Raw genomic sequence first — 22,855 nt, 5'->3', positions numbered from 1 at the left:
GCGGCGTGAATAGATCAGCGCTGTCGCCGCGCGCTGATCCAGCGCTTCTGCTGCTTCATGACCTTTAGTGTTGCGGCAAAAGGCGACATTTCCGGTGCTGCGTTACCAGTGTGTCCGAGGATATCCAGTTGCGCGTAGTACCAATACTGCACGCCAAAAGTCGCAAGCGTTCGCAAGGTTTTGCTGCGGTTGAGAAACGCCAGCCAGGATGGGAAAAACGCCAGTTCTGCCTCGTAACGCGGCAGTTCCTTCAGGTCGCCCAGCAGCCTGGCGGGTGCGTCAGTCATCACGCACATCGGTCGCCCCAGACCGATCAGGCTTGCGCCTCCGGCGCTGATTGCTTGTTCCATGACATCGCGTCGCCTGAAGCCTCCTGTCACCATCAGGGGAATAGATACCTTTTTCTGCATGGCCAGTGCGAAATCGACGAAGTAGGCTTCGCGCAGCAAGGTGGATTTGGCCACGTGCTGGGGTTCCTCCTCTTCGATACCTTCCGCGCCCAGCAATTTGGGCTGCTCATAGGTGCCGCCGGAAATTTCCAGTAGATCGATACCGGCACTTTCCAGCCACTGTGCAACCTGCAGGCTGTCCTCGAACGCGAAACCGCCCTTCTGGAAATCGGCGCTGTTGAGTTTTACGGCGACGGGGAAGTCCGGGCCGACCGCATCGCGCACGGCTTTTACCGCATCGAGTAATACGCGGGCGCGATTGGCCAGTTCGCCGCCGTATTGATCAGTCCGCTGATTGCTGCGCGGACTGAGAAACTGTGACAGCAGGTAGCCATGCGCGGCGTGCACCTGCACACCAGTGAAGCCGGCGGCCTTGACGGCTGACGCACAGGTGCCGAATCGTTGCACGATATCTTCAATTTCTGCCACGCTCAGAGCCACGGGTTCGCCGAACTGTCCGCCCGGCAGATTGACTTTTATCGGCGAGGGCGCCTTGGGGTGTGGATTGATATTGGTCTGCGTCTGCCGCCCTGCGTGGCTGATCTGCGCCCAGAAATGATTGCCATTGCGGGTGGCCGCTGTTGCCCAGCGCGATAGCGCTGCGTGCATTTCTGTGTCGGGTTTGCGCTCAATAATGACGTTGCCGGGGCGTTCCAGGTGATCGCCCTCGATAATGATATTGCCGGATAACAGCAGCCCGGCACCGCCGTCACTCCACAGGCCGTACAGCCTTTCCAGCTCCGCCGTCGGTGCGCCTCCGGCGTCGGCAAGGCCTTCCGTCATCGCCGCCTTAACGAGGCGATTACCTAGCTGGGCGCCGCAGGGTAGGGAGAGAGGTTGAGCGAGAATGTCTGCCATGTTCTGTCCTGTTGCCGGTATCGCAATCGTGAAGGGGTAGTTTATCAGCTGCCCGGTCAAAAATTGCTCTGTTTTACATATAGCGGGAATGGGTGTGTGCGGTGTGTTACTCGTCGGCGAAGGGCTACGACAAGCGCTCGGTCAGTTCTCTGCACGATGTGTCGACTGCAACGGCAGAGCGTCGGCAGCTCAGGCCTAAACGCTGGCCTAAACGCTGGGCGGTTCCTTGTGGGTTTCGGCCCGCGGGATCTCGCTCGGCCGATCCAGCTTACCCACGTCGAGGATAGGTGACGCATCGATATGCTCGGCATCCATCATGTGCGCCACACGTTGCAGAGAACTGATGATCATACTCTGCTCCCACTCCTGTAATTCGGCGAACTGGCGGGCAAATTGATCCTGCAGCGGCAGGGGTGCATCCTTGAGTACCTGCTGACCTTTTTCGGAGAGGTAAGCGTGCACCCTGCGCTTATCCACTGTGGAGCGCTTGCGCATAATCAGCTCGCGTTTTTCCAGCCTGTCCAGAATGCTGCTGACGGTCGCCTGGCTGAGGCTGACTGCGCTGGCAATCTCGCCAAGCGTGACCCCTTCGGTGTTCAGAATGGCCTGCATTATCAGGATTTGCGGTGCGGTGACACCTGTCGTCTTGGACAGGTGTCGGGAATGCAGGTCTGTCGCGCGTATCACCCGTCTCAGAGAGGTCAGCACTTCCAGTATTCTATCCAATGGGGCTTGCCCTCGATCTACCGTTTCCTGTGCGGAAAAATTATACGCTTTCATTTCGGGAATAGTCTCGTGAGAAATGGCCTGACCTGCAGGTATATGGACGACATATTCTAATTAACACCAAGTATTTGTTGGTAGTTTACCGTTTTATTACGCAAATAATAATTAGTACTAAAAGTATATTATTGCGCGCAATTGTGGATTATAGCGCCATTTGGTTGATAAATTCTTCATTTTCATTATAATTTCCTGTGATTTTTGCATAGTGAACGAAATATTAGGGTAGATAGAATCTGTGAGCGATAGCCTTGTCACATTACGTCGGCCGTCACCCCATGACGGCAGCGCACTGCACGCACTGGTCAAAGCGTGTCCTCCGCTGGACGAGAATTCGATGTACTGCAATCTGCTGCAGTGCTCGCACTTTTCAACCACTTCGGTCGTTGCTGAGCGCGATCAAGCGCTGGTGTCCGCCGTGAGCGGGTATCTGGTGCCTGGGCGCGAGGACACCTTGTTTGTGTGGCAAGTGGCGGTCAGTGAAGACGCCAGAGGGCAAGGGCTGGGAGGCCGGATGCTGGCAGACATTCTGGCGCGGCCGGAGTGCAGCGGTGTCCGCTATCTGGAGACCACGGTGACAGCCTCCAATGAAGCGTCCTGGGCGCTTTTCAAGGGGTTTGCACGCCGTCAGGGTGCCGGTCTTGAACAGTCTGAGTTGTTTCAGCGCGCAGCGCATTTCGACGGTACGAAACCGACAGAAATTCTGGTGAGAATCGGGCCACTGGGCGCGCAAGCCCGCGAATCAGGGGCCGGTTCTGCCAATATTACAAAGGAGATGATTGCATGAAGATATTTGAGGAAATTGAATCGGAAGTACAAAGCTACGCGCGCGCGTTTCCCCGTGTGTTCAACCGCGCGCAGGGCGAATACCTGTATGACGAGGATGGCAATCAGTACCTGGATTTTCTGGCTGGCGCCGGCACCTTGAACTATGGCCACAACAATCCTTTGTTCAAAGAGAAGTTGCTGGACTATATCAGCGAGGACGGCATTACGCATGGGCTGGACATGCACACCAAGGCCAAGGGCGAATTTTTGGAAACCTTTAACGAGAAAATTCTCAAGCCGCGCTCGCTGGACTATGTCATGCAGTTCACCGGACCGACCGGTACGAATGCTGTTGAGGCGGCATTGAAACTCGCCCGCAATATCAAAGGGCGTGAGAATATTATTTCCTTTACCAATGGCTTTCACGGTGTCAGCCTCGGTGCGCTCGCGGCCACCGGAAACTCGCATCACCGTGGGGCTTCCGGCGTCTCGCTCAACGGCGCCACCAGAATGCCCTACGACGGGTATCTCGGTGACGATTTTGACACCACTGCGTATCTTGACAAGGTGTTGAGCGACTCCAGCAGCGGTGTTGATGCACCTGCGGCTGTCATCGTCGAAACCGTACAGGGGGAAGGCGGTATCAATGCGGCATCCTTTGAGTGGTTGAGAAACCTCGAAGCTGTCTGCCGTAGGCACGACATGTTGTTGATTGTCGACGATATTCAGGCGGGTTGTGGACGCACCGGCACCTATTTCAGTTTTGAAGAGATCGGCATTAAGCCCGATATTGTCACGCTGTCCAAATCCCTCGGCGGCTATGGCCTGCCGTTTGCGGTGGTGCTGATCAAGCCTGATCTCGATCAGTGGAAGCCGGGCGAGCACAACGGCACCTTCCGCGGCAACAACTTTGCCTTTGTTACTGCCAAGGCGGCCATCGATCACTACTGGTCTGATGATGCTTTCTCCAGAGAGATAAAGCGCAAAGGAGAATATGTGTCTCAGCGCCTCGAATCGATTGTGGCCAATCACGGCGACGGCAATTTCACCACGCGTGGTCGCGGTATGTTCCAGGGTATCAATTGCGTCAACGGCGAACTGGCCGGAGCTATCACGCGTCAGGCGTTCAAACAGGGTATGATCATCGAGACCAGTGGTGCCGATGATCATGTGGTGAAGTTCCTTTGTCCGCTGATTATCTCGGACGAAAACCTCAAGAGGGGGCTGGATATTGTAGAGCAGGCGATCCTCGAAACCTGTGCCAGGGAAACCCCGATTCCAGAGGAAGTCGACTTTTTCGAAGAGCCGCGCAAGACGGCGTAACTCGCCGTACACACGAACCCCTTTTTTAAATGTACAACGGAGTATTCCGACCATGATCGTCAGACAGTTGAGTGAAGCTGAAAAGTCCTCACGCCGTATCGTTTCACCAGACGGTAACTGGGAAAGCACGCGCCTGTTACTCAAGGGCGACAACATGGGCTTCTCTTTTCATATTACGACTATCTACGCCGGCGCCGACTTCCGCATGCACTACCAGAACCATCTGGAGTCCGTTTACTGCATGTCCGGCGAGGGTGAAGTTGAAACCCTTGCAGACAACCAGCGTCACCCCATCTCACCAGGTACCCTCTATATTCTCGACAAGCACGACGAGCACATACTGCGTGCCCACAGTGAGATGAAGATGGCCTGTGTCTTCAATCCCCCGTTGAGCGGCAAGGAAGTGCACAACGAGCAGGGCGCCTATGAACTGGAGGCAGAGGAGGTGGACGCATGACAGCGGATATCAAGACAGCCGCGCGTTCGCATACCGTTGAGAAAATCGGCGGTACCTCCATGCTTGATTACACCACGGTTCGCGACAATATCATCCTCGGTGGTGGCCGCGTGGACGAGCCCTACAACCGCATTATTGTCGTCTCGGCCTATGCCGGCATCACCAATCGGCTGCTCGAGCACAAGAAGACAGGGCATCCCGGCGTTTTCGCACTCTTTGCAGGCAGCAAACTGGAGGGGAGCTGGCGTGATGAGATGGATCTGCTGCGGACCGAATTATATGCATTGAACGGCGAATTGTTCTCCGATTCGTTGGATGTTGAACGCGCCAATCGCTTTGTCGGTGAGCGGCTGGATTCGGCTGCCGCCTGCCTAGATAACCTGGCACAACTGTGCCGGCACGGGCACTTCGCGCTGGATATGCATCTGGCAACGGTACGTGAAATGCTTGCTAGTATTGGCGAGGCGCAGAGCGCCTGGAATACAGTGCAACTGCTGCAACGCGATGGCATCAATGCCAGGTTTGTGGACCTCACAGGTTGGCAGTCAGAAGAGCATATGTCCCTGGACAGTCGCATTGAAAGCGCCTTCAAGGATATAGATTGCGCCACGTCACTTCCCATTGTGACAGGTTACGCCCACACAGAAGAAGGTCTTATGTCGAGCTTTGACAGAGGCTACACGGAGATGACCTTCAGTCGCATAGCGGTGTTGACCGGCGCCTGCGAGGCGATTATCCACAAGGAGTTTCACCTGAGCAGCGCTGACCCCGCATTGGTCGGTGAGGCCAATGCCGTCCCTATTGGCAGGACAAACTACGATGTTGCCGATCAGTTGGCGAACCTCGGCATGGAGGCTATCCATCCGCGCGCGGCCAAAGGGCTGCGTCAGCACGATATCCCCCTGCGTGTGAAGAATACTTTTGAGCCGGAGCACAACGGCACCCTGATCACGGCTGACTACGTGAGTAAAACGGCGCGCGTGGAAATTATCGCCGGCAGCAAGGGTATCTTTTCACTGGAGGTGTTCGACCAGAATATGGCCGGCCAGAACAACCAGCACGACCAGAATATTCTCGCGGTGATAGGGCGTTTCAGGGCGCAGGTTGTCGCCAAGGATATCAATGCCAATACCATCACGCACTATTTGTCCTGTAACCTGAAAACGATCAAACGGATCCGGCGAGAACTCGAAGCGCTGTACCCGGAAGCTGAAATAGACCAGAAGCAGGTGGCGATCGTCTCCGCGATCGGCAGTGACCTGCGCGTCAATGGGATTCTGGCCAAGGCTGTAACCACCCTCGCAGACGGTGACATCGGCGTACAGGCGATGCACCAGTCCATGCGGCAGGTGGATATGCAGTTTGTGGTGGAAGAGTCCGATTACGAGGAGGCAATTCGACGCATGCATAAGGCCTTGGTCGAGGTGCATGACCACGGGTTGGCGATTTGCGCCGCTACTGTCTAGTTAGCGGCCACAGCAGATGATTGCATCGTTTGTCGGTTTTCTGCTGCTGTTCACCCTGATCGGGGTCTCTTCGGTCAAGCTGAGTCGAGGCACCGGTGCGGATTATTATCTGGCAGGCAGCACTGTCAAACCCTGGCTGACCGGGTTGTCAGCCGTCGCGACCAACAACAGCGGCTATATGTTCATCGGGGTTATCGGTTACAGCTACGTCACCGGTTTCCCCGCGATGTGGTTAATGGTCGGTTGGATAACCGGCGATTTTCTCGGTTCACTGTTTGTGCACGCAAGGCTGCGCGCCGCCACTGAGCAAACCGGCGAGGTGAGCTACGCCGGGGTGCTGAGTAACTGGCACGGTGTGCGCAACCCGCGCTTGCAGCGCGTCATAGGCGCAATCTCCATCTTGTTTCTGCTGGCCTACGCCAGTGCACAGCTGGTAGCGGGCTCCAAGGCCCTTTATGTGCTGTTTGGCTGGCCTGAGTCTGCCGGCGCCATTCTGGGTGCGGTGCTGGTGGTGACTTACTGCATGGCGGGCGGCATCCGCGCGTCCATCTGGACGGATGCGGCGCAATCACTGGTGATGATTGTTGCAATGGGGTTATTACTGGTGGTGGCCGTGAATGCACTGGGCGGCGTCTCGGCAGCACATGCGCAAATGCAGGCCATTCCTGATTTCACCAATTGGTTCCCCACCGATCTGTTCGTGCCAGGTGTGGCCGGTGCGGTGCTGTTTGCACTGGGCTGGGTATTCGCCGGTATGTCGGTGATTGGTCAACCGCATGTCATGGTGCGTTTTATGGCGCTGGACGATGTGGCCAGTATGCGCCGCGCGAAAATCTGGTACTACCTGTGGTTTATCGCGTTTCATGCGATGGCGGTGATCGTCGGGTTGCTCGCTCGTGTGTATCTTACCGATACTGCAGCGTTTGACGCGGAGTTGGCACTGCCGACCATGGCACTGGAACTGCTGCCTGCCCCGCTGGTAGGGCTTATTCTGGCCGGGGTCTTTGCCGCCACAATGTCGACAGCAGATTCACTGGTACTGAGTTGTTCCGCCTCTGTGACTCATGATCTCCTGCCGCACAAAAAGGTGCCGTCTACGGTGATCAAACTCACCACAGTAGCCATTACAGCCGTGGCGTTGTCGCTGGCGCTGGCCAACAACCAGAGTGTGTTCAGTCTGGTGATAATGGCGTGGTCGGCATTGGCGAGCGCTTTTGCACCGCTGTTGATTGTCCTATGTCTGGGCAGGAATCCGACGCAAACGGCCAGCCTCGTGGCGATTGCTGCCGGCCTCGTCGTTGTCTTTGTATGGCGCTCGCTGGGCTGGGAGCAGTTTATCTATGAGGGGTTGGCCGGAATGCTCACTGGGCTGGTTATCCTGATGCTGAATACACAGTCACCGTCGCGGCGATAGCAGGGTATCCAGCTACCAAACGGCCTTCTCAGGACGCGGCTTGTTGCGCAGACAGCCTGCCCTTGTAACTGTACCACCTGTTCATCAGGTAGCGCTGCGAGGTCTGTTCAATGAAGCGCCAGCTGATATAAGCTACCACAATGCTGAGCGCATAGGCCACGAGCGTAAACACGATGGCCATCGCGCCCGGTTCACTGATGGAATAGATCTTGCGATCTATCAGGTGTATGACATAGGGATGGAGCAGGTACAGTGAATAGCTCACATTGCCCAGCAGGACAAAAAAGCCTAGCGTTTTCACGCTCGATCCGCCGATAGCCACCAGCATGAAAACCAGCAGGCTCGGTAGCCCCCACATCAAGTATCGGATCGAGTAATCCTCAGACCAGGGAATAAAAAACATCGCGACGTATAGGGCTGTGCCAAGCACTGCGCACACCTTGGCAGTGCCACTCCCCATGGTCTCCCGGCGACTTTGTGTCGCGCGAAAGACATAGAACGCCAGCATTCCGTAGACAAATTCCAACAGGATTGGGCTGGTGTAGAATTTGGCGACACCGTTTTCAGGCTGAATCAGTTGTCCCATTAACACAAGGCTCGATAACAGGGCCGTGGTAACCGCTGCCCTGTATCTGTGATTGAACGACATCGACACGAAGAACACCAGATAGAAGAAGACTTCGTAGTTCAGTGTCCACCCAAGCCGCAGTAATGGCTCGAACGTATGCCCGTTGAAATAGGGGATGAAGAACAGTGATTTGAGCAGGTGGGTGACATCCGTCGACGCCGTATTCAACAGTCCTGGCGCGACCCATGTGAGGGAGTAAAGGCCCAGCGTACCCAGCCAGTACAGCGGAATAATGCGGACCGCGCGCTTAAGAAGGAAGTTCTCATGAGAGCGCTCTGTCACATACATCATGATAAAGCCGCTGATCACGAAGAACAGGTCAACGCCAAAATGCCCGCCCTGCAGATAGGGCGTGTGCGCAATCAGGATTGAGAACGCGGCTATCCCACGCAGGAATTGTACCTGGTCTAGCTGTGCTCTGGGCTCCGCCACTTCAGCATTTCCTATTCCGTCTCTCGGTAAGAATCAATCGCCGGGCAGGCGCAAAACAGGTTGCGGTCACCGTACACATTGTCCACTCGGTTCACGGGTGCCCAGTACTTATAGCGGCGCAGTGATTCCACCGGGTAGGCGGCCTGTTCTCGCTCATAGGCATGATCCCATGAATTCGCCGCGATATCTGCCAGTGTATGCGGTGCATTGCAAAGTGGGTTGTCAGTGGCGTCAAATACGCCGTCCTGCACTGCGCGAATCTCTTCGCGTATAGCAATCAGGGCATCGCAGAACCTGTCCAGTTCCGCCAGCGATTCCGACTCCGTTGGCTCAACCATCAGTGTGCCCGCCACCGGGAATGACATGGTCGGTGCGTGAAAGCCGTAGTCGATCATGCGCTTGGCAATATCTTCTTCGGAAATACCGCTCTCTTCCTTGATCGGGCGAATATCAAGAATGCACTCATGCGCAACATTGCCGCTGCTGCCTGTGTACAGGACCGGGTAGTGGTCCTTCAGCCGGTGCGCGATGTAGTTGGCATTAAGGATGGCGACTTTGGTGGCTTGTGCCAGCCCCTCGGCACCCATCAGTGCGATGTAGGCCCAGGAAATGGGCAGTATGGAGGCGCTGCCATACGGCGCGGCGGCGACAACATCATTGTCGGCACTCAAGCCTTTTACCGGGACCACCGGGTGGCTTGGCAGAAACGGCTGCAGGTGTGCACCGACACCGATAGGGCCCATACCCGGCCCGCCGCCACCGTGGGGAATACAGAACGTTTTGTGCAGGTTGAGGTGGGAGACATCTGCGCCGAACTTGCCCGGTGCGGCAATGCCCACCAGCGCGTTCAGGTTGGCGCCGTCCACATACACCTGACCGCCATGCTCGTGCACGATCTCGCACAATTCAATGATGGATTCCTCGAATACGCCGTGCGTGGAGGGGTAGGTCACCATGATGCAGGACAGGTCCTGCGTGTGGCGCTGCGCCTTGGCGCGCAGGTCTGCCATATCGACATTGCCCAGCGCATCGCATTCCACGATGACCACGCGCATACCGGCCAGTGCTGCACTGGCCGGGTTGGTGCCGTGTGCGGAGGCCGGAATCAGGCACACATCGCGCTGTGAGTCACCGCGGCTTTCATGATAGCGGCGAATCGCCAGCAGCCCGGCATACTCTCCCTGTGACCCGGCGTTGGGTTGCAGTGAAATCGCATCGTAACCGGTGCACTCGATCAACATATGTTCGAGGTCGGCCAGCATGGCATGGTAGCCGGCGCTCTGGTCCGCAGGGACGAACGGGTGCAGCCCGGCAAACTCGGGCCAGGTCACAGGCAGCATCTCGGTGGTCGCATTGAGCTTCATGGTGCAACTGCCCAGCGGGATCATCGAGCGGTTGAGCGCGATGTCCTTGTCCTCCAGATAGCGCATGTAGCGCAGCATTTCTGTTTCCGAGTGATAGTTGTTGAACAGGGGGTGCTGCAGATAGTCAATCGAGCGCAGCAACTGATCCGGAATGCCGCTGTTCTCGCGCACCTTGTCGTCGACATGCTCGACGGCCGGCAGCGTACTGTCATCGGTAAAGGCGGCCCACAGTGCTGCGATATCGCGCGCATCGGTCGTTTCATCCAGCGCAATGCCCAGCCGGTCAGTGCCGATAATGCGGAGATTCAAGCCGCTGTCCAGCGCGCGCTTGACGATGGCCTGCTGCTTGTCGCCCACGGTGTAGCAGAGCGTGTCGAAGAAGGTGCTGTTGTCGGCGACGAACCCCGCGTCCTCCAACCCTTTGGCCAGAATGCCGGTGAGGCGCTGAATACGGGTGGCGATGCGACGCAAGCCTTTCGGCCCGTGATACATTGCGTAGAACGCTGCCATAATGGCCAGCAGCGCCTGTGCGGTGCAGATGTTACTGGTGGCCTTCTCGCGACGTATATGCTGTTCGCGTGTCTGCATTGCCATACGCAGTGCCTGATTGCCGCGCCGATCCACAGATACGCCGATAATCCGGCCCGGTGTTGAACGCTTGTAGGCATCGCGCGTTGCGAAGAAGGCCGCGTGCGGGCCGCCAAAGCCCATCGGAACGCCAAAGCGCTGCGTATTGCCCAGCACTACATCTGCACCGAGTGATCCCGGAGATTTCACCAGCAGCAGGGACATAATGTCGGCGGCCACTGCCACCAGCGTATTGGCTGCGTGGGATTGCTCCACCAGCGGCGAGATGTCGTTCAGGTGGCCGTAGGTGCCGGGATATTGCAGCAGCAGGCCGAACGCCTCGTGGTTTTCCAGCAGGGTGGCCGGGTCGCCTACGACGACTTCGATATCCAGTGCCTCGGCGCGGGTCTTGATAACCGCGATGGTCTGAGGGTGACAATCGTCCGCGACCAGAAAGGTGCTACTGCGGTTTTTTTTGTTGACGCGCTGTAGCAGCGTCATCGCCTCCGCAGCAGCTGTGCCTTCATCCAGCATCGAGGCGTTCGCCAGATCCATGCCGGTGAGGTCCAGGATCATTTGCTGGAACGTCAGCAGCGCTTCCAGCCGACCCTGGGATATTTCGGGTTGATAGGGCGTATATGCCGTGTACCAGCCTGGGTTTTCCAGCACATTGCGCTGAATGACCGGCGGAGTGATGGTGTCGTGGTAGCCCGTGCCGATAAAGGAGCGATTGACCGTATTGCGATCGGCCATTTCGCGCAGGCGTGCGATGACCTGTTGTTCCGTTTGTGCACCGCCCAGTTGCATCGGTTCCTGCCGGCGGATAGAGCCCGGTACGGTATCGTCTATCAGAGCGTCCAGAGAGTCATAACCAATGGCCTGGGCCATCGCCGTCTGCTGCTTAACCGTCGGCCCGATATGGCGCTGGATAAAGTCGCTGTGATTTTCCAATTCAAAGAGGGACGGGCGGCTCATGGGTGCTCCGTGATTGATCAAAAAAAGGGGTTGTTGACGATCTGGGTGTATCGGGAAGCCTCGATGGTATCAAGATAGGGTATCTTCGGGCAATAATTTCTGGTTTGGCGAAGCGGCGCCGGCGCCCCGCTGCAGGTGGTGCTGCGGTCTGCGCGCTTGCCTTTTCACGCCCGCGCAGGTATCACTAGGCGGGTTTTTCACCAGAGTCAGGGAGCTGTTAATGTTGGAACTTGTTGCGCCGGAATCCGTTGGGCTAGATAGTGGTCAGTTGGCCCGGGTGAGTGAACACCTCGGACAGCGGTATGTGGGACCGGGCAAGATTCCCGGAAGCATTACGCTGGTGGCGCGTCGCGGCCATGCGTGCTTCCTCGATATTCAGGGTCAGCGCGATGTCGCGCGCGGTACGCCGATGACCGAAGACACCATTATGCGCATCTACTCCATGTCCAAGCCGATCACCTCGCTGGCGATGATGACGCTGCACGAGCGCGGACTATTCTCACTCGATGATCCCGTGCATCGCTACATTCCCGGATGGAAAGATCTGCGCGTATGGCGCGCCGGTTCACTGCCGCTGTTTGAAACCGCGCGTCCCGCCCGCGCAATGACGATTCGCGATCTTTTCATGCATACCAGTGGATTGACCTACGATTTCCTGCGCGCTACCAATATCGATTACGCCTACCGCAAGCTGCAGGTGGGGCTGGTGCGCCCAGGCTATACCCTGCAGGACATGGTCGACGAACTGGCGCAACTGCCGCTGGAGTTCTCGCCCGGTGAGCGCTGGAATTATTCGCTGGCGACCGACGTACTGGGCCATCTGATAGAAGTAATCAGCGGGCAGAGCCTGCCGGAATACCTGAAAACAGTGATTTTTGACCCGCTGGGCATGGATGATACCCGGTTTGAGATTGAGCCTGACAAGGTGCAGCGCTTTGCCTCCTGCTATCAGCGCAATCTCCAGAAGGAGATGGCGCTGACCGACGATGGTCAGGACAGCGCCTACGCCAACCGCAGCTTTTATTCCGGCGGTGGCGGTCTGGTTTCCACGATTGGAGATTACTACCGCTTCTGCCAGATGTTACTCGGTCGTGGAACAGTGGACGGAACCCGGATTATCGGCTCGCGCACGCTGGCATTCATGGCCCGCAATCACCTCCCCGGTGGCGCCGATATGTCGAAATTCGCAACCGGAGGATTCAGTGAGTCCGCTTACGAGGGCGTTGGCTTCGGCCTCGGCTTTGCTACCAAACTGGACCCTGTGCGCAACGGTTATCCGGGATCGGTGGGCAGTTATTTCTGGGGCGGGCTGGCCAGTACACTGTTCTGGGTAGATCCGGCAGAGGAGCTGGTCGTGGTCTTTATGACGCAGTTGATGCCGTCCAGCACATTCAATTTCAGGGGGCAGCTGGAGAACATTATCTACGGCGCGCTGACCTGACAGGGCGGATTTTGGCTTGCAGTTAGTCGCTGTCGGTCGAATGACGCCGCACAACTACCACTGGCTGGGCCGGGTCACGCCATCTGGTAGCTAATATCGGTGACATAATACAGCTGCTCGCCAGAGGGACTGTGCACCATGACCTCATCGTCCAGACATTTGCCCAGCAGTGCCCGGGCCATCGGTGAATCCATGCTGAGCTTGTGCTGCGCCAGATCGAATTCGTCGGGGCCGACGATGCGCCAGCGCGACTCTTCCCCGGCCTCGTTTTCCAGCGTGACCCAGGCGCCGAAGAAAATCTTTCCGGTGTCGCCGGGTGCGCGCTGCACGACCTCGACTTCGTCCAGCCGTTTATTGAGGAAGCGTACTCGGGAATCGATTTCACGCAGGCGCTTTTTGCCGTAGATGTAATCGCCGTTTTCAGAGCGATCACCGTTCTTCGCAGCCTCGTGGACAGCGTCGGCCACGATGGGGCGTTCAACTTTCCACAGCTGATGCAACTCTTCCCGCAGGGCCTTTTCGCCCTCTGGAGTAATATATTTTGATCCGCGCTGTCGCGGTGGTCGGTAGCGTCCCATCGCGCTATTCTAGCTGTTGTGGCTGCTGAACAAAATGCCGTTGCCCCCATGCCAAAGCCCTGAAAAAGCCCGTATAATGCCAGCCCTGATTTGTATTGTGGTATAGCAATGATCGACAAAAAACTGCTCAGTATTCTTGTTTGCCCGGTTAGCAAGGCGCCGGTGGAATACGACGAGGATAAAGATGAACTGATCTGCAAGGCCTCCGGTCTGGCATATCCGGTGCGCGACGGGATCCCGGTGATGCTGGAAAGCGAAGCCAGACCACTCACCGCTGATGAAAAACTGGGTTAAATAGAAGGAAAAGTAGGCGTTCGCATGTCAGACACTATTTTCGGTAAAATCATCCGCGGCGAGATACCCAGTAACTTTCTCTATGAGGATGAGCACTGTATCGCTATCAACGATATCAACCCGCAGGCCCCGGTTCATGTGTTGGTCATCCCCAAGCGCGGCATACCCCGTCTGGTGGATGCGCAGGCGGAGGATCAGGCCTTGTTGGGGCACCTGATGCTGGTCGCCGCCAAGGTGGCCGAGCAGCAGGGTGTCGGCGACGCGTTCCGTTTGCTGGTGAACAATGGCGCCAATGCCGGCCAGACGGTCTTTCACCTGCACCTGCATATCATTGGCGGCAAACCATTTTCTGAAGGCAATATGGCGCGCTGAACAGGCCGCCCCAGCCCCGTTTAACCGAGACTGAATATGAAGACCGTAGAAGTACGCGAGGCCTTCCTGGCCTATTTTGAACAGCATGATCACACCCGTGTGGCCAGCAGTTCCCTGGTGCCGGGCAACGATCCGACCCTGCTGTTTACCAATGCGGGTATGAATCAGTTCAAGGATACGTTCCTGGGCACAGAGCCGCGTTCTTATGTGCGCGCTACCAGCAGCCAGCGCTGTGTGCGGGCCGGGGGCAAGCATAATGACCTGGAAAATGTCGGCTACACCGCGCGGCATCACACCTTCTTCGAGATGCTGGGTAATTTTAGCTTCGGCGATTACTTCAAGCGCGAAGCGATCCGCTATGCCTGGGATTTCCTCACCGGCACACTCGGCCTGCCACCGGAGAAACTGTGGGTGACGGTGCATGTCTCCGACGATGAAGCCGAGCAAATCTGGATTGAAGAGATCGGGTTCCCCAAGGCGCGGATATCGCGTCTCGACGAAGACAATTTCTGGCAGATGGGCGACACCGGCCCCTGCGGCCCCTGTAGTGAAATATTCTACGACCACGGCGATCACCTGCCCGGTGGCCCGCCGGGCAGCCCGGATGATGACCTGGATCGCTATATCGAAATCTGGAATCTGGTGTTCATGCAGTACAACCGCGACCAGAGCGGTGAACTGCACCCGCTGCCGCACCCCTCGGTGGATACCGGCATGGGGCTGGAGCGCATCGCCGCGGTGATGCAGAAGGTAAACAGCAACTACGAGATCGATCTGTTTCAGGCGCTAATCAAAGCTGCCGCGCAGGTGTTACAGGTTTCGGATCTTACGCACACTTCGCTGCGCGTGATCGCCGATCACATCCGCTCCTGTGCATTCCTGATCGTCGATGGCGTGATGCCCGGCAACGAGGGGCGGGCCTACGTGCTGCGCCGCATCATCCGCCGCGCCATTCGCCACGGCAACAAACTCGGCGCGGATAAACCCTTTTTTCATAAACTGGTCGCTACGCTGGCCGAGCAGATGGGCGATGCCTATCCCGAGTTGAGAGAGCGTCAGGAGCAGGCCGAAAAGGCACTGTTGGCGGAAGAGGAGCAGTTTGCACGCACGTTGGATAACGGCATGCAGATTCTGGAGGAGGCGTTGGCCGGTCTCGAGGGCACGGTTATTCCAGGTGATGTGGTGTTTAAGTTGTACGACACCTACGGCTTTCCGCTCGATCTGACCAACGATATTGCCCGCGAGCGCAACCTGACACTGGATATCGCAGGCTACGATGCTGCGATGGCCGAGCAGCGCAATCGCTCGCAGGAAAGCGGCAGCTTTAAAGTGGATTACAACGACGTACTGAAGCTGGAAGGCAGCACTGAATTTACCGGCTACGACAGCCTGGCGGGCGAGGGCAGGGTCACTGCGCTACTGCGCGAGGGCGAGGAAGTGGCCGAACTCGGGGCAGATGAATCCGGCGCACTAGTATTGGACTGCACCCCGTTTTACGGCGAATCCGGGGGGCAGGTGGGTGATACGGGTTACCTCAGTGGCGACAATGTGCGGCTGGAAGTGTCAAACACCACAAAGTCCTCCGAGCATCACCTGCACCACGTCAAAGTCCTCAGTGGTAACGTGAAGAGCGGCGATAAACTACGAGCTGAAGTGGATAGTGATGTGCGGCAACGTACCCGCCTCAATCACAGTGCCACCCACCTCCTGCACGCCGCGCTGCGCCGCGAGTTGGGCGATCATGTGCAGCAAAAGGGTTCGCTGGTTGATTCACAGCGTCTGCGGTTTGACTTCTCCCACCCGGAAGGGGTGAGCCCGCAGCAGCTCAAAACGATTGAGGCAGTGGTGAATGACCAGATACGCGGCAATACCGCTGTACTCACTCGCGTAATGTCGATGGAGGATGCCGTGGCCGCCGGTGCAATGGCACTGTTCGGCGAGAAATACGGCGACGAAGTGCGGGTGTTGTCCATGGGAGATGACGATTTTTCCGTGGAGTTGTGCGGCGGCACACACGTCGATCGCACTGGCGATATTGGCCTGCTGCGCATCGTGTCCGAATCCGGGGTAGCCTCCGGTGTGCGCCGCATAGAGGCTGTGACCGGCAGTGCCGCGCTGGTGTTAATTGATCAGAACGAACAGCACCTGGCATCCATTTGTGAAGTGGTGAAGGGCACCACTGACAACGTGGCGGCAAAAGTGGCCGCATTACGCAGTGAAAATCGCGATCTCGAAAAAGAGATCGCGCGCCTGAAACAGAAGCTCGCCACATCTGCAGGTGCCGATCTCACCGCCGATGCGGTGGAGGTTGCCGGCATTAAAGTACTGGCGGCAAACGTCGACGGTGCCGATGCCAAATCGCTGCGCGATACCCTCGATCAGTGCAAGAACAAACTCGGCAGTGCCGTCATCCTGCTGTCGGCGGTGACAGGCGATAAAATCGCATTGGCTGCCGGTGTCACCAAGGATCTCACCGGGCGTATAAAGGCCGGTGACCTGATGCGCGAATACGCCCAGCGGCTGGGGGGCAAAGGCGGCGGTAAGCCGGATATGGCACAGGGCGGTGGCACCGATGTACAGGCGCTGCCAGAGGTATTGCAGACCGTACCGGACTGGGTGTCATCGCAACTCGATTGATGTGCGCGGCCTGTAAGAAATCTGTCATCCGTACTGTTTAATTATTGTGCGCTTTGTTGTTTAATGGCGCCCTTTTATCTGGCCCGGTATGGCGGGTAGTGCACGCGAGAGTACATGAGTCTCATAGTTCAAAAATTTGGTGGCACGTCGGTCGGTGATACCGACCGCATAGGCTTGGTGGCAGACAAGGTTGCGGGATTTCGCGCCGAGGGCCACTCTGTGGTGGTGGTTGTATCGGCGATGAGCGGCGAGACCAATCGCCTGATTGAATTGGCTCATGCAGTGCAGGAGCGCCCCGTGCTGCGAGAACTGGACGTGCTGCTGTCCACGGGTGAACAGGTGACAACAGCGCTGCTGAGCATGGCGTTGACCAGCCGCGGTGTTAAGGCGAAATCCTATACCGGTTCGCAGGTACGTATTCTCACCGATGATGCGCATACCAAGGCCCGTATACGCGAGATCGACGACGAGCGGCTGCGCCGGGATCTGGATGACGGGTACGTGATCGTCGTCGCCGGCTTCCAGGGTGTCGATGAGAGCGGCAATATCACAACGCTGGGTCGCGGCGGCTCCGATACGACCGCTGTTGCACTGGCCGCCGCGCTAAAAGCTGACGAATGCCAGATCTATACTGACGTTGACGGCGTATACACAACAGATCCGCGTGTCGTGAGCGAGGCCCGTCGCCTGTCGCGTATCACCTTCGAAGAAATGCTGGAAATGGCCAGTATGGGGTCCAAGGTGTTGCAGATCCGCTCCGTGGAATTCGCGGGTAAATACAATGTGCCGCTGCGGGTTCTGCATAGCTTTAAAGAAGGCCCCGGCACCCTGATCACGATGGAGGAAGACAGCGAAATGGAAATGCCGACAATTTCGGGAATCGCGTTCAATCGCGATGAGGCGAAGCTCACCATTGAAGGTGTGCCCGATATGCCCGGAGTGGCCTACCGTATATTGGGGCCGATCGGCGATGCCAATATCGAAGTGGATGTGATCGTGCAGAACATCAGCCACGACAAGACGGCGGATTTCACATTTACCGTGAGCCGTACTGATCTGGTGCGCGCTGAAGAGGTGCTGAATCAAGTCGCCAAAGAAATCAAAGCCGAGAAAGTCACCAGCGACAGCAAAATAGCCAAGGTGTCGGTGGTGGGTGTGGGCATGCGCTCGCACGCCGGTGTGGCCAGCCAGATGTTCGCCGCACTTTCCGAGTTGGGCATCAATATCCTGATGATCACCACCTCAGAGATCAAGATATCGGTAATCATCGAGGAGAAGTTTCTGGAACTGGCGGTGCGAGGATTGCATTCCTCATTCGGCCTGGAAAAGGAACCAACTGACGAAAACGCAGACTAAGTAACATAGCCCAAATGGCCACTTTAGTACGAAATAGCGCTTTGTAACGTTGATTTTGTCGCATTATCCGCTAGTAATTAAAGGCGCAGACGTGGTTGAATGACCGCCATAGAGCGTATTAAAAAGCACATCCCTGTGTCGTTGATGGCGCGCTGCAGGCACTGGACTGGAGAGCAGGACGTATGTTGATTTTAACCCGCAGAGTAGGTGAGTCGCTGATGATTGGTGATAATGTCACCGTGACGGTACTGGGAGTCAAGGGCAACCAGGTACGCATCGGTGTCAACGCACCGAAAGAGGTTGCAGTGCATAGAGAGGAAATTTACAGCCGCATCCACGACGGCGATGAACCTCCCGAAAAAGGTAACGAATAATCCCCGCGCTAAACCCCCTATGACTTTGATTCCGCAGGAATTGTGGTATTATGCCGCGCCTGTGGATACGACCCGATAGTCTGTCACACAAAACTTACGGAGAGCTGGCCGAGTGGCTGAAGGCGCACCCCTGCTAAGGGTGTATAGGCTTATACCCTATCGAGGGTTCGAATCCCTCGCTCTCCGCCACATAAAAAAAGGGGCCCCTGTTATGGGGCCCCTTTTTTTATGTGGTAGAAAACGAGGACTTGGTTCGAACCCTTCGGTTCGACAAAATGCGACTCAAGGAGCGTTTTGGACGAGGAGCGCAGCGACGAAGCGCCGTAGGGGTCAGAGCAGCCCAAAGGCTGTTCTGATCAATCTCTCGCAGCAAAACCTTGGACGTTGCCCGATCCATCTATCATTATATCTCGAGATTACTTGTGCCTGGCGAAATCGTAACCCAAGCAACCATCGGCAATTGAAATAACCCGCGACAGTGCTTTTTCCAGCGGTACTTGTTGATATCCACGATCATGCATCCGGCGGTTTCTTTTGGCGTAGAGCCACCCCGCTCCGAATGAGTCCTCCACTTCAAGCTCACGCAGATTGGCTTTCCATCGTTGGTATTGAAATAGTGGGTCGTTATCTGAGCTGAGATATTTCGGTCGGTCGTGCCCGGAAGTTGCAATATGAAATCGCAACAGGGTAGATGGCTTGATAGTTATGGCTGATCTGGCGATGCGCCGGGGATTCAAAAACAACGGGCATCAAAAATAGCATCAAATGGTGTAGAATTCGATGATGTTTTTCTAGCATCGGAGAAGAAATGATGAGAACCACAGTTACTATCGACGACCAGTTAATGTCCGAGGCACAGCGGATTACCGGGGTAGTTGAAAAAGCGGCCTTGGTACGCGAAGGTCTCAAGGCTCTTATCGAGCGTGAAAGTTCGCGTCGACTAGCGAAGTTAGGCGCTACTGATCCGGAACTAAAGTCTGTGCCCCGTAGACGTACATGATTTTAGTCGATACATCGGTCTGGGTTGACCATCTGCGGTCTGGCAATAAAATGCTGGCGCACTTGCTGGAGAATACTCAAGTACTAGCCCACCCATTCGTTATCGGTGAGTTGGCCTGTGGTAATTTGAGTAATCGAACGGAAGTTTTAGCGTTGCTGGCGGGTCTTCCGAAGGTGGCGACGGCGACAGATGAAGAAGTATTATTTTTTATTGAACAGCACCAATTGATGGGGCGCGGAGTAGGGTATATAGATGCGCACCTGCTTTCGTCAACGTTTCTAGGTGGCCCAGCAAAGATTTGGACGCGGGATAAGCGGTTGGCGGCACTTGCCGTCGAATTGGATAAGGCTTATCAGTAGTGGCCTGCAGGTCGGAAAAAATTTGGCACGCAGTAGCATGTTGCTATTCCAGTGATCGTTGCTCGAGAATGGCTGTGACAGATATCACCATGACGTAGCAGCCTGGATTTTGGGAGCACCATGGGACCACCCTCACGCCTTTTGACGCCGCAGCGCAGCGAAGGCACCCCGTAGGGGTCACAGCACCCCTTAGGGTGTTGTGATCAATGCCTCGCTCTCCGAAATATACATAAGTAAATCAATAGCATACCATTAATTTAAAGATATACCGGCTCTTCCCCATTATAGGAGAAGGTACCGATATACCGTTGGGTAGGTTATCGGGTTGGTCGCTCATTGACGATGTACTTTAGTTCTCGCGTTACTTACTGGCCACGCTGGAAACGATCGAGTTCATCAGGGTCAAACCCTTGATCGTTATCGATAAGCGGATCGCGCAGGAAATCGTCTTCAGGTTTAACGGCGGTCGCCCGTTTCACCAGGTATCTGCAAATTTTGTCAGATAAGCTTTTGTTTCGAGAGGATTTGCCGGCCAGAAAGGCTGTCAGTTTGGCGGACCTCTCTTGCTTTCTTAACTCGCGTTCACGCGCACTCATTAGGGGTATCCTCAGTTTCTGCAACGGATACGGCTGCCACTCGATCTCGGGTGACCTTGTTGATCCTGCACGGCACACCTTTGATGTGCGGAATGCCCTGCTCCCTATCCAGGTAGTCTGCGTCATCTCGACAGAGTTGAGCATCGGCATATTTCAGCGCACCCGATAAGTGTCCAGCACCTTGCTCCATTTCAGGCTTCCACCATCCGTGTGGAATTCTGATCAATCCGTTTGGCATGGCATCCTTAATCGCGACCTTGATCGATATTTTCGCAAGTTCGTTCTCCACCTCAACCCATTCACCTTCGTCAAGCTCGAACTCTCGGGCAGTGCCCGGGCTCACGAACATCAAGGGCTCTGGATGACGTTCGCGCATCTCCTCAATGTGCCGGTGCCCGGTTTGGAAGAATCCGTCTTCGCGTACACCAGTGAAAAGCATTAGCGGATACGCAGGATCAATCGGCGGATCCTCCCGGAAGTATGGTAGCGGATCAAAACCCAGCTCTTCGAGGGCCGATGACTTTAACTCGACTTTTCCGCTCGGCGTTGCAAAACCTGTCTTGAGGTATTTGCGAAATTCTGGTGTTTTGAAATGAACGTCTGTCTCGGCAACAAATTCTTCCCAGCTCATACCCAAATTCTCCAGACGGTAGTCATAGAACTCTTCCAGAGTTTCCCAAGGAACGATTTCCGGTCGATCGAGTGCACCGGCAAGCAATTTCCAGAAATCGAATGTTGACCGGCACTCACCGGGCGGCTCCATTGATTTTTCTGACGTGCGTACCGTCGAAGTCCATCCGAACGAATCCATGAGCCAGGGGCGCTCCAACCAACTGTCCGCAGGCAGCACATAATCCGCCAACTGTGCTGACGGCGTCATGAACTGCTCATGCGCGACGACGAGATCCTGGTTCATGATCGCTTTGATAATGAGCTTCATATTCGCGTAGCTCATTATTGGATTGTTGCCGAGGAAAAAGAATGCCTTGACGGGATAGGGTCCTTCACCCGCCATAGCGCGAAACAGCGAGGAAGGCGGCGTCATGTGACAGCCCATGATAAGATTTGCATACTCTTGGCCCCACACCTTCTTAGTTGGGTCGCGGAAGCGTTCCTGGCCGCAATAGGTAAACGCGGGGTGTTCATCTGATCCGAGCTGTTTGGCTTTTTGCGCATCAGATAAAACATGGTGCATCTCTATCGCGGACTCGTTAAGTATGTCCGGATTGAAACCCTGTAAGAGCTCGCCTCCTGGCACGTCGACATAGCCGCAGATAGCTCTCAAAATTGACTGTAAACGGATTGCGGATGTTGAGTTGCGCTGCATGTCTGTGATCGGCGTCCAGGGAATGATTGATGGCCCTTCAGTGGCGTACATGCGAGCGGCTTTCGCAATCATTTCTGGATCGCAGCCAGTCAGCTTGGCCACGCGTTCCAGCGGATACTCATCCACGCGTTTTTTCAATTCATCGAAACCGATCGTCCACTGCTTGACGAAGTCTTTGTCGTAAAGCTCTTCATCGATAATCACTTTCAGCCAACCAAACATCATCGCAGCATCACTACCCACTTTAAGCGGTAGCCAGATATCTGCTCGTTCAGCGCTAGAGCTGCGACGCGGGTCGGTCACGATCAGCTTCGCACCGCGTGCCTGTGCTTGCCTGATCCATGTGTACATCGGAGTCCAGCTATGTCGACGTGGATTGTGCCCCATCAGGACAATACATTTTGTGTTCTGGAAGTCACCTATGGGGAACCAACCGTAGGTAAACCTGTTAATAGCCGCTGTATTTCCTGCGCACAGGGCAACCCCGCTGGTCCAGTTTGGGGAGCCGATATGATTCATGATTCGCCGCCCAAGGCCGTGATCGGTTCCAGTATTCCATTGGCTCGTTGATACGGCCCAGGCCTCAGGACCATGTTCCGCGATGATTGTCTTTAACCGTGTGCCGATATCAGCAAAAGCTTCTTCCCAGGTAACCTGCTCCCATTCACCCGACCCGCGTTCTCCCACGCGCTTCATGGGGTGCATGATCCGGTTGGGGTTGGCAAGACCCTTGGGAGCAATGATGCCCTTCATGCAGATGTTATCGCGAAAGATCGGATTGTCTGATGAACGAACGCGCACAACCCGGCCATTCTTCACTTCGCTGACCACAGAGCACGCGATGTCGCATGATCCACAGATGGTACGTTTCATTGTCACGCCAGGACGTAGTTTTCGCTCTTCGTACTTCGCATCTACGACTTGTTGCGGATCAAGTGGGTTGGCAGCTGGCATGCAAAAAGCCTCTAGGTAAGTCCATAATATGGATTAACATAGTTTGTATTATGGACTAAGTCAAGAGAGCTGTGCTAACTTGT

Annotated in this window: 20 protein-coding genes and 1 tRNA gene; 14 read left to right on the top strand and 7 right to left on the bottom strand. The window is 55.9% G+C overall.

Going from position 1 to position 22,855, the window contains the following annotated elements:
• Nucleotides 1–14: 14 nt before the first annotated feature.
• The gene (locus tag AC0L6S_RS10870) at nt 15–1,307 is read right to left on the bottom strand and encodes an NADH:flavin oxidoreductase/NADH oxidase family protein (RefSeq protein ID WP_473428511.1); all 1,293 of its coding nucleotides are present in this window, start codon (nt 1,305–1,307) and stop codon (nt 15–17) included.
• Nucleotides 1,308–1,514: 207 nt separating this feature from the next.
• On the bottom strand, nt 1,515–2,087 hold the full coding sequence (locus AC0L6S_RS10865) for a MarR family winged helix-turn-helix transcriptional regulator (protein ID WP_473428510.1): 573 nt from the start codon (nt 2,085–2,087) through the stop codon (nt 1,515–1,517).
• Between the two features lie 241 nt (nt 2,088–2,328).
• Between AC0L6S_RS10865 and ectA the strand changes: the two genes are divergently transcribed.
• Genes ectA through AC0L6S_RS10840 form a run of 5 tightly spaced genes read left to right on the top strand, consistent with a single transcriptional unit; the run spans nt 2,329 to nt 7,518 of the window.
• A complete protein-coding gene (gene ectA, locus AC0L6S_RS10860) occupies nt 2,329–2,877 on the top strand; it encodes a diaminobutyrate acetyltransferase (protein ID WP_473428509.1) in 549 nt (182 codons plus the stop codon).
• Nucleotides 2,874–4,181 (top strand): diaminobutyrate--2-oxoglutarate transaminase, encoded by a 1,308-nt coding sequence (ectB, locus tag AC0L6S_RS10855; protein ID WP_473428508.1) that lies wholly within the window; start codon nt 2,874–2,876, stop codon nt 4,179–4,181. The genes ectA and ectB overlap by 4 nt, the downstream gene beginning before the upstream one ends.
• Before the next feature lie 52 nt (nt 4,182–4,233).
• Entirely contained in the window at nt 4,234–4,638 is a 405-nt protein-coding gene (locus tag AC0L6S_RS10850) for an ectoine synthase (protein WP_473428505.1), read from the top strand.
• A complete protein-coding gene (locus tag AC0L6S_RS10845; protein WP_473428503.1) occupies nt 4,635–6,104 on the top strand; it encodes an aspartate kinase in 1,470 nt (489 codons plus the stop codon). Before AC0L6S_RS10850 ends, AC0L6S_RS10845 begins: the two co-directional genes overlap by 4 nt.
• Before the next feature lie 16 nt (nt 6,105–6,120).
• On the top strand, nt 6,121–7,518 hold the full coding sequence (locus AC0L6S_RS10840) for a sodium/proline symporter (RefSeq protein ID WP_473428502.1): 1,398 nt from the start codon (nt 6,121–6,123) through the stop codon (nt 7,516–7,518).
• Between the two features lie 28 nt (nt 7,519–7,546).
• Here the strand turns inward: AC0L6S_RS10840 and AC0L6S_RS10835 are convergent, their stop codons facing one another.
• Together AC0L6S_RS10835 and gcvP are read right to left on the bottom strand one after the other, a co-directional pair.
• The gene (locus AC0L6S_RS10835) at nt 7,547–8,578 is read right to left on the bottom strand and encodes an acyltransferase family protein (RefSeq protein ID WP_473428501.1); all 1,032 of its coding nucleotides are present in this window, start codon (nt 8,576–8,578) and stop codon (nt 7,547–7,549) included.
• Between the two features lie 11 nt (nt 8,579–8,589).
• The gene (gene gcvP / locus AC0L6S_RS10830) at nt 8,590–11,484 is read right to left on the bottom strand and encodes an aminomethyl-transferring glycine dehydrogenase (protein ID WP_473428500.1); all 2,895 of its coding nucleotides are present in this window, start codon (nt 11,482–11,484) and stop codon (nt 8,590–8,592) included.
• 220 nt (nt 11,485–11,704) lie between these two features.
• Here gcvP and AC0L6S_RS10825 point away from each other — a divergent pair, with 220 nt between their 5' ends.
• Nucleotides 11,705–12,925 carry a serine hydrolase domain-containing protein gene (locus tag AC0L6S_RS10825; protein WP_473428499.1) on the top strand — a complete coding sequence of 407 codons (1,221 nt, stop codon included), beginning with the start codon at nt 11,705–11,707 and terminating at the stop codon, nt 12,923–12,925.
• A gap of 74 nt (nt 12,926–12,999) precedes the next feature.
• On the opposite strand, the gene greB is transcribed toward AC0L6S_RS10825, so the two are convergent.
• A complete protein-coding gene (gene greB, locus AC0L6S_RS10820; RefSeq protein WP_473428498.1) occupies nt 13,000–13,503 on the bottom strand; it encodes a transcription elongation factor GreB in 504 nt (167 codons plus the stop codon).
• 108 nt (nt 13,504–13,611) lie between these two features.
• Here greB and AC0L6S_RS10815 point away from each other — a divergent pair, with 108 nt between their 5' ends.
• The 8 genes from AC0L6S_RS10815 to AC0L6S_RS10780 all read left to right on the top strand — a co-directional run bounded on the left by AC0L6S_RS10815 (nt 13,612) and on the right by AC0L6S_RS10780 (nt 19,895).
• The gene (locus AC0L6S_RS10815; protein ID WP_473428497.1) at nt 13,612–13,797 is read left to right on the top strand and encodes a Trm112 family protein; all 186 of its coding nucleotides are present in this window, start codon (nt 13,612–13,614) and stop codon (nt 13,795–13,797) included.
• A gap of 24 nt (nt 13,798–13,821) precedes the next feature.
• Complete coding sequence (locus tag AC0L6S_RS10810) at nt 13,822–14,169, top strand: histidine triad nucleotide-binding protein (RefSeq protein ID WP_473428496.1); 348 nt, start codon at nt 13,822–13,824, stop codon at nt 14,167–14,169.
• Nucleotides 14,170–14,205: 36 nt separating this feature from the next.
• Nucleotides 14,206–16,806, top strand: coding sequence for an alanine--tRNA ligase (gene alaS, locus AC0L6S_RS10805; RefSeq protein ID WP_473428495.1), 2,601 nt, complete (start codon nt 14,206–14,208; stop codon nt 16,804–16,806).
• Between the two features lie 114 nt (nt 16,807–16,920).
• Nucleotides 16,921–18,162 carry an aspartate kinase gene (locus tag AC0L6S_RS10800; RefSeq protein ID WP_473428494.1) on the top strand — a complete coding sequence of 414 codons (1,242 nt, stop codon included), beginning with the start codon at nt 16,921–16,923 and terminating at the stop codon, nt 18,160–18,162.
• Nucleotides 18,163–18,344: 182 nt separating this feature from the next.
• Nucleotides 18,345–18,536: a carbon storage regulator CsrA gene (gene csrA / locus AC0L6S_RS10795; protein ID WP_473428493.1), complete on the top strand. Its 192-nt coding sequence runs from the start codon at nt 18,345–18,347 to the stop codon at nt 18,534–18,536.
• Between the two features lie 98 nt (nt 18,537–18,634).
• Nucleotides 18,635–18,725, top strand: a tRNA-Ser gene (locus tag AC0L6S_RS10790).
• Between the two features lie 619 nt (nt 18,726–19,344).
• Complete coding sequence (locus AC0L6S_RS10785; protein ID WP_232334836.1) at nt 19,345–19,536, top strand: type II toxin-antitoxin system VapB family antitoxin; 192 nt, start codon at nt 19,345–19,347, stop codon at nt 19,534–19,536.
• Complete coding sequence (locus AC0L6S_RS10780; protein ID WP_473428492.1) at nt 19,533–19,895, top strand: type II toxin-antitoxin system VapC family toxin; 363 nt, start codon at nt 19,533–19,535, stop codon at nt 19,893–19,895. Before AC0L6S_RS10785 ends, AC0L6S_RS10780 begins: the two co-directional genes overlap by 4 nt.
• A gap of 365 nt (nt 19,896–20,260) precedes the next feature.
• Here AC0L6S_RS10780 and AC0L6S_RS10775 read toward each other — a convergent pair whose 3' ends face one another.
• The gene (locus AC0L6S_RS10775; protein WP_473428491.1) at nt 20,261–20,491 is read right to left on the bottom strand and encodes a hypothetical protein; all 231 of its coding nucleotides are present in this window, start codon (nt 20,489–20,491) and stop codon (nt 20,261–20,263) included.
• A complete protein-coding gene (locus AC0L6S_RS10770) occupies nt 20,478–22,772 on the bottom strand; it encodes a molybdopterin-containing oxidoreductase family protein (RefSeq protein WP_473428490.1) in 2,295 nt (764 codons plus the stop codon). The genes AC0L6S_RS10775 and AC0L6S_RS10770 overlap by 14 nt, the downstream gene beginning before the upstream one ends.
• Nucleotides 22,773–22,855 lie beyond the last annotated feature (83 nt).

The sequence above is a fragment of the Halioglobus sp. D3-4 genome (assembly GCF_055809315.1).
The sequence above is the reverse complement of the archived record's forward strand: the minus strand, read 5'-3'. Positions and strand labels throughout refer to the sequence as shown.